The sequence below is a fragment of the Diaphorobacter sp. HDW4B genome (assembly GCF_011305535.1).
In the GTDB taxonomy this organism is placed as follows: domain Bacteria; phylum Pseudomonadota; class Gammaproteobacteria; order Burkholderiales; family Burkholderiaceae_C; genus Diaphorobacter_A.
Map to the genome: position 1 here is coordinate 3,023,279 of NZ_CP049905.1, position 6,722 is coordinate 3,030,000.

The 6,722-nt window shown below is 61.6% G+C and carries 5 protein-coding genes (1 of these 5 cut by a window edge); all 5 read left to right on the forward strand.

Annotated elements, in window-relative coordinates; genetic code table 11:
• Positions 1-16 precede the first annotated feature (16 nt).
• On the forward strand, positions 17-1,483 hold the full coding sequence (locus G7048_RS13815; protein ID WP_166068703.1) for a TrkH family potassium uptake protein: 1,467 nt from the start codon (positions 17-19) through the stop codon (positions 1,481-1,483).
• A 100-nt stretch (positions 1,484-1,583) separates the two neighbouring features.
• Positions 1,584-2,879, forward strand: a complete 1,296-nt coding sequence (gene gshA, locus G7048_RS13820; RefSeq protein ID WP_166068704.1) for a glutamate--cysteine ligase — start codon at positions 1,584-1,586, stop codon at positions 2,877-2,879.
• Between the two features lie 189 nt (positions 2,880-3,068).
• Complete coding sequence (locus G7048_RS13825; protein ID WP_166068705.1) at positions 3,069-4,946, forward strand: potassium transporter Kup; 1,878 nt, start codon at positions 3,069-3,071, stop codon at positions 4,944-4,946.
• Positions 4,947-5,072: 126 nt separating this feature from the next.
• Positions 5,073-6,263: a benzoate/H(+) symporter BenE family transporter gene (locus G7048_RS13830; protein ID WP_166068706.1), complete on the forward strand. Its 1,191-nt coding sequence runs from the start codon at positions 5,073-5,075 to the stop codon at positions 6,261-6,263.
• Positions 6,264-6,293: 30 nt separating this feature from the next.
• A protein-coding gene (gene gshB / locus G7048_RS13835; RefSeq protein ID WP_166068707.1) for a glutathione synthase crosses the window boundary here: on the forward strand, positions 6,294-6,722 show its start. It continues 516 nt past the right edge of the window; the window shows 429 of its 945 coding nt (coding positions 1-429); it begins with the start codon at positions 6,294-6,296; its stop codon lies beyond the right edge, outside the window.

Consider the following 6,722-nt stretch of genomic DNA (forward strand, 5'->3'; position numbering starts at 1 on the left):
TGACGGAAGAAAAAGCATGTCCGACATCTTGCCCGTCCTGCGATTGCTGTGCGCCTTGCTCGCGATGTTCGCGGGCGCGCTGCTGGTGCCGCTGGGCGCGTCGTTCTACGCGGACGATGGCTTGTGGGAGTGCTATGTCATCTCGATTTTGTTCACGCTGCTGATCTCCGCGATCCTGTGGTTCGCCACGCGCAAGTACCAGCGTGAACTGCTGCCGCGCCATGGCGTGATGCTGGTGTCGATGGTGTGGGTGGTGCTGCCGCTGTTTGCGGCGATTCCGCTGCTGTTGGTGTCGTACGAGATCAACCAGCCGATGTCGTTCACGCATGCGTATTTCGAGGCGGTGTCGGGCCTGACGACGACGGGCAGCACGGTGATGTCCAACCTCGACCAGTTGCCGTTGTCGCTCAACATGTGGCGCACCTTCATGCAGTGGCTGGGCGGCATGGGGATTCTGATTCTGGCCGTGGCCGTGCTCCCGCTGCTGGGCGTGGGCGCGAGTCAGCTTTTCAAGGCCGAGGCGGCCGGCCCGGTCAAGGACACCAAACTCACGCCGCGCATGACGGAATCGGCCAAGGGACTGTGGGGCGTGTACCTACTGTTTTCGCTGTTCTGCGCACTCGGCTACTGGTGGGCGGGCATGACGCCGGAAGACGCGATCATGCACATGTTCACCACGGTGAGCCTGGGCGGCCTGTCGCCGCATGACGCGAGTTTTGCGTATTTCAAATCGCCACTGATGGAGTGCATCGCCATCTTCTTCATGCTGCTGGCGAGCTGCAATTTCGCGCTGTACTTCATCGCGCTGCGCAAGGGCAACTGGCGCGGTTTGTGGCGCGACATCGAGATGCGCGCCACCATGGTCACGCTGATCGGCGGCGGGTTGCTCGTTGCCGCGCTGCTCTGGGCCAAGAATGTGTACGCGCCGCTGGAGTCGCTGCGCATGGGGCTGTTCCATGTGATCTCGGTGGCCACGACCACGGGCTACACGACCACCGACTACCTCGGCTGGCCGGTGTTCGCACCGGTGTTCATGATCATGCTGTCGGGCGTGGCGACGGGTGCGGGATCGACCGGCGGCGGCATCAAGATGGCACGCATGCTGATTCTGGTGAAACAGGCCAAGCGCGAGATGGCGCGCATCGTTCACCCCAACGCCGTGCAGCCCGTCAAACTGGGCAACGCGGTGATCGACAACCGCATGATCTTCTCGGTGCTGGCCTTCATGCTGATGTATGGCGCGACCGTGATCGTGCTGAGCATGGTGCTGCTGCTTACCGACCTCGACCCGCTCACGGCGTTCTCGTCAGTGCTTGCGAGTGTGCACTGCGCGGGCTCGGCCATGGGGCGGCTCGGGCCGAGTTCCAACTATGCGGTGCTGACCGACTTTCAGCTCTGGGTGCTGACGCTCGGCATGTTGCTCGGACGTCTGGAAATTCTTTCCTTCATCGCGCTGTTGACACCCACTTTCTGGCGGCGCTAGTCTGCTTGCCCAAGCGGGCCCGAAAAGGGTCGATTTGGCCGCTCGCATAAAATGGTGAGCTTAGCTACCCAAAGCCTTTTGCAATTTTGCGAGGACATTGATGGTTCCCCATCTCATTACCGCCCTGACCGGCCCAATCAACGAACTGGAACAACGCATTCTGGATTCGATGCCAGCGATCGAGCGCTGGTTCCGCCTCGAGTGGATGGAGCACACACCTCCGTTCTACTCGTCCGTGGACATCCGCAATGCAGGTTTCAAGCTGGCTCCGGTCGACACCAATCTGTTTCCGGGCGGCTGGAACAATCTCACCGAGCAGATGCTGCCGCTGGCCGTGCAGGCCGCGATGGCCGCGATCGAGAAGATCTGCCCCGAGGCGCGCAATCTGCTGATCGTGCCCGAGAACCACTCGCGCAACACCTTCTATCTCGCCAATGTGATGCAGTTGCAGCGCATCTTCAACATGGCGGGTCTGAACGTGCGCATCGGCTCGGTCAGTCCTGAAATCAAGAAGGCCACGACGATCACGCTGCCGCACGGCGAATCGATCACGCTGGAGCCGGTGATCCGCACCAAGCGCCGCCTGGGGCTGAAGAATTTCGACCCTTGCACGATTTTGCTGAACAACGACCTGTCTGCAGGCGCGCCCGGCATTCTGGAAGAACTCTACGAGCAATACCTGTTGCCGCCGCTGCACGCGGGCTGGAGCGTGCGCCGCAAGAGCCGTCATTTCCAGAGCTACGAAGAAGTCTCCAAGCGCTTTGGCAAGATGCTGGGCATCGATCCATGGCTGATCAACCCGCTGTTCACCAAAGTCGAAGGCGTCGATTTCAATGAAGGCGTGGGCCTCGAAGAGCTGCAGACCGCCGTGGACGCGACGCTCACCAAGGTGCGTCGCAAGTACAAGGAATACGGCATCAACGAAAAGCCCTGGGTCATCGTCAAACCAGACAACGGCACTTACGGCATGGGCATCATGACGGTGCGCGATGCCAAGGAACTCGACGACCTGAACCGCAAGACACGCAACAAGATGGCCGTCATCAAGGACGGTCAGGTGGTGCATGACGTGATCGTCCAGGAAGGCGTGCTCACCCGCGAGCGCGTGCAGGAAGCCGTGGCCGAGCCTGTGGTCTACATGATGGATCGCTACGTGGTCGGCGGCTTCTACCGCATGCACGCCGAGCGTGGCACCGACGAAAACCTGAATGCCCCCGGCGCAAGCTATGTGCCGCTGGCCTTCGAGCACAGCACGCATCTGCCCCAACCTGGTGCGCGTCCCGGTGCGAGTGCGCCGAACCGCTTCTACATGTATGGCGTGATCGCGCGACTCGCGATGCTGGCGTCGAGCTACGAACTCGAAGCCACTGATCCGAACGCCGAGGTCTACGACTGAGGCTTCCCGAGAGGGGGAAAACGCAGAGAGCAGTCAAGAGGCGCATGTGGCTGTGAGTCGTTGGTATGGCGGCTTCGCCACAACTGTCAACGATCGCTAGGGCATGTCTTGCTGTCAGCGCAAAATGCAGCCGATTGATGGAAAATACCGCCCAACAGCCCGCATTCGCGTTCTGGGTGACTGATCTCTGTGCAAAATTCGAAATCCTCCCTCACCACGCTCACCTTGGGCGCGATCGGTGTCGTCTACGGTGACATCGGCACCAGCGTTCTGTACACGCTCAAGGAAGTGTTCGGCTCGGGCCACGTTCCGTTCACCCACGACAACGTCTACGGCATCCTCTCCATCCTGTTCTGGACGCTGACGCTGATCGTCTCGCTGAAATACGTCGTACTCGTGCTGCGGGCCGACAACAACGGTGAAGGCGGACTGATCGCGATGCTGGCGCTGGCCTCGCAGGCGGTCAAGGACAAACCCAAGCTGCGCTCAGTGCTGATGATGATCGGCATCTTCGGCACCTGCCTGTTCTATGGCGACGGGGTGATCACCCCCGCCATCTCGGTGCTGTCGGCGGTCGAGGGTCTGGAGATCGTCTCTCCGCATTTCTCCAAGGGCGTGGTGCCGCTCACGGTGGTGGTGCTGATTGCGCTGTTCATGCTGCAAAAGCGCGGCACGGCGGGCATCGGCAAGTTCTTCGGCCCGATCATGCTGATCTGGTTCATCAGCATCGCGGCGCTGGGTGTCTGGAACATCATGCAGCACCCCACCGTGCTGCGCGGCCTGAGCCCGCATTACGCGCTGAGTTTCATTGGCAACAATCCGGGCGTCAGCTTCATCATTCTGGGCGCAGTCGTGCTCTGCGTGACGGGGGCCGAGGCGCTTTATGCTGACATGGGCCACTTCGGTCGCAAGCCGATTCGCCTCGCGTGGTTCAGCATCGCCATGCCGGCGCTCACGCTGTGCTACTTCGGTCAGGGTGCGCTGGTGCTGGAGAACCCCGAAGCCATCAAGAACCCGTTCTACATGCTGGCCCCGAGCTGGGCGGTGCTGCCGCTGGTGGTGCTGGCCACGCTGGCCACGGTGATCGCGTCGCAGGCGCTGATCACTGGCGCGTTCAGTGTGACCAAGCAGGTGATTCAACTGGGTTACCTGCCGCGCATTCAGGTCGAGCACACCAGCGTGCGCGACATGGGCCAGATCTACATCCCGTTCATCAACTGGAGCCTGTGCGTGGCGATCGCGCTGGCGGTGGTGATGTTCCGCTCCAGCAGCAACCTCGCGGCCGCCTACGGCATCGCGGTGACGCTGGACATGACGATCACCTCCATCCTCACCTTCTTCGTGCTGCGCTACGGCTGGAAATATCCGCTGTGGGCGGCGCTGGCTCCCACGCTGTTCTTCTTCATCATCGATGTCACCTTCTTTGCGTCCAACATGCTCAAGCTGTTCGACGGTGGCTGGTTCCCGCTGACCATCGGCTTTGCCGTGTTCACGGTGATGATGACCTGGAAGCGCGGGCGCGATCTCATCTACAACAAGCTGCACGCCGATGGCATCGACCTGCGCGACTTCCTGCAGATGGTGCTGCTGCAGCAACCGCCCATCACGCGCGTGCCCGGCACGGCGGTGTTCCTGACGGCCGACCCCAAGGTCACGCCGACAGCGCTGCTGCACAACCTCAAGCACAACAAGGTGCTGCACGAGCAGAACATCTTCGTCACCATCGTCAACCACGAGGTGCCATGGATCGGCATCGACAAGCGCGTGCAGATCGAGGCGCTCGGAAGCGACTGCTGGAGCGTGAAGATCAACTACGGCTTCAAGAACGACCCGGATGTTCCGGCAGCGCTGCAGCAACTGCGTGGCCGTGGCTGCGAAGTCGAGAGCATGAGCACCAGCTATTTCCTCTCACGCGATGTGTTCGTGCCCGGCGACAACAACAGCGGCATGGCGCTGTGGCGTCAGAAGCTGTTCGGCCAGATGCACCACAACGCGGCGGGCGCGGCCGACTTCCTGCTCTTGCCCAGCAACAGCCTGGTGGAGCTGGGCTCGAAGGTGGAAGTCTGAGAACCTGTTCCGACGCATTCCAGCATGCGGACGCGTTTCTTTGTATATTGCGTGGGCGTCGCAGATCAGCCCTGATGATCACTTGAATGAACAGGCATCGCGTCGCAGTTTGGGACGACTCACGCGATGCGATTTTTCAAGGACCTGACGCTTTCGGCCTTTGTGGCCGGTTTTGTTTCCGTGCTGGTGGGGCTGACCAGCTCCGTCGCCATCGTCTTTCAGGCGGCTCAGGCCTTTGGCGCGACACCCGCTGAAATTGCCTCGTGGATGTGGGCGCTGGGCATCGGCATGGGGCTGTGCTCGCTCGTTCCGTCCCTGATTCTCAAGAAGCCGGTGATGGTGGCTTGGTCCACACCCGGCGCAGCGGTGCTCGCCACCGCCGGAGCCATGGGCGGATTCACCATGGGCGACGCCGTGGGGGCCTTCATGGTGAGTGCGGCGTTAATCTTTCTAGCAGGCGTCACTGGCTGGTTCGAGCGCGTGATGGACAAGATTCCGCAGGAGATCGCTGCGGCGCTCCTGGCTGGCGTGCTCGCCAAGTTCGGCATGCAGGCGTTCAGCGCGGCCGAAACCGCCTTGCCGCTGGTGCTCTCCATGCTGCTCACCTACCTGCTGGCGCGCCGCCTGCTTCCGCGTTACGCAGTCATGTTGACGCTGGCTGCGGGCATCCTCTGCGCGGCGCTCATGGGCAAGATGAATTGGTCGGCCATCCATTGGGACTTGGCTGTCCCCGTGTTCACCATGCCCACATTCTCGGTGGCGGCGGTCATGAGTCTCGCTTTGCCGCTGTTTGTGGTGACCATGGCTTCCCAGAATCTCCCCGGCGTGGCGGTGATTCGCGCGAGCGGCTACGACATGCCAGTTTCCAAGATCATCACCATGACCGGTTTCGCCACTTTCGTGCTGGCCCCCTTTGGCGGCTACGCACTGAATCTCAGTGCGATCACCGCCGCCATCTGCATGGGCCCCGAGGCGCACCCCGACCCGGCCAAGCGTTACACGGCGGCGGCTTCTTGCGGACTCATCTATATATTGATAGGCATCTTCGGCGCTGTGGTGACGGGTTTGCTGATCGCCTTCCCCAAGGAACTGGTCATGGCGATCGCCGGTTTGGCTCTGTTGGGCTCGATCGGCGGCGGGCTGGCGAATGCCGTCCGGGACGAGTCTCACCGCGAAGCCGCGTTGATCACCTTCCTCGTCACCCTCAGCGGAGTCACCATAGCCGGGATCGGATCAGCGTTTTGGGGCGTGGTGGCAGGCAGCATCGCCCTGTTTGTGCAACAGTACGGACGTCAGCACTCGCGCGCAGCGAAGTGATCCCTCTATCTATATAGGCACCGACAGCCCATGAACCTCCTCTTTGTTGCCGACCCGGTCGAACACTTCAAGATCTACAAGGACACCACCTTCGCCATGATGCGCGAGGCGCAGCGACGCGGCCACAGCATCTCGGTGTGCGAGCCACGCCATATGTCCTGGCAGCGCGGCGAACAGGTCACGGCCGACATTCGCGACATTCGCCTGACGGGTGATGCGGATACCTGGTTCGTCGTGGAAGGCGAACGCCGGGCAGCACTGAAGGACTTCGGCGCGGTGCTGATGCGCAAGGACCCGCCATTCGATGCGGAATACATCTATTCCACGCATCTGCTGGAGCAGGCCGAACGTGACGGCGCCAAGGTCATCAACAAGCCGAGCGCTCTGCGCGACCATCCAGAGAAGCTGGCGATCATGGAATTTCCGCAGTTCATCGGCCCCACGCTGGTGACGCGCGAC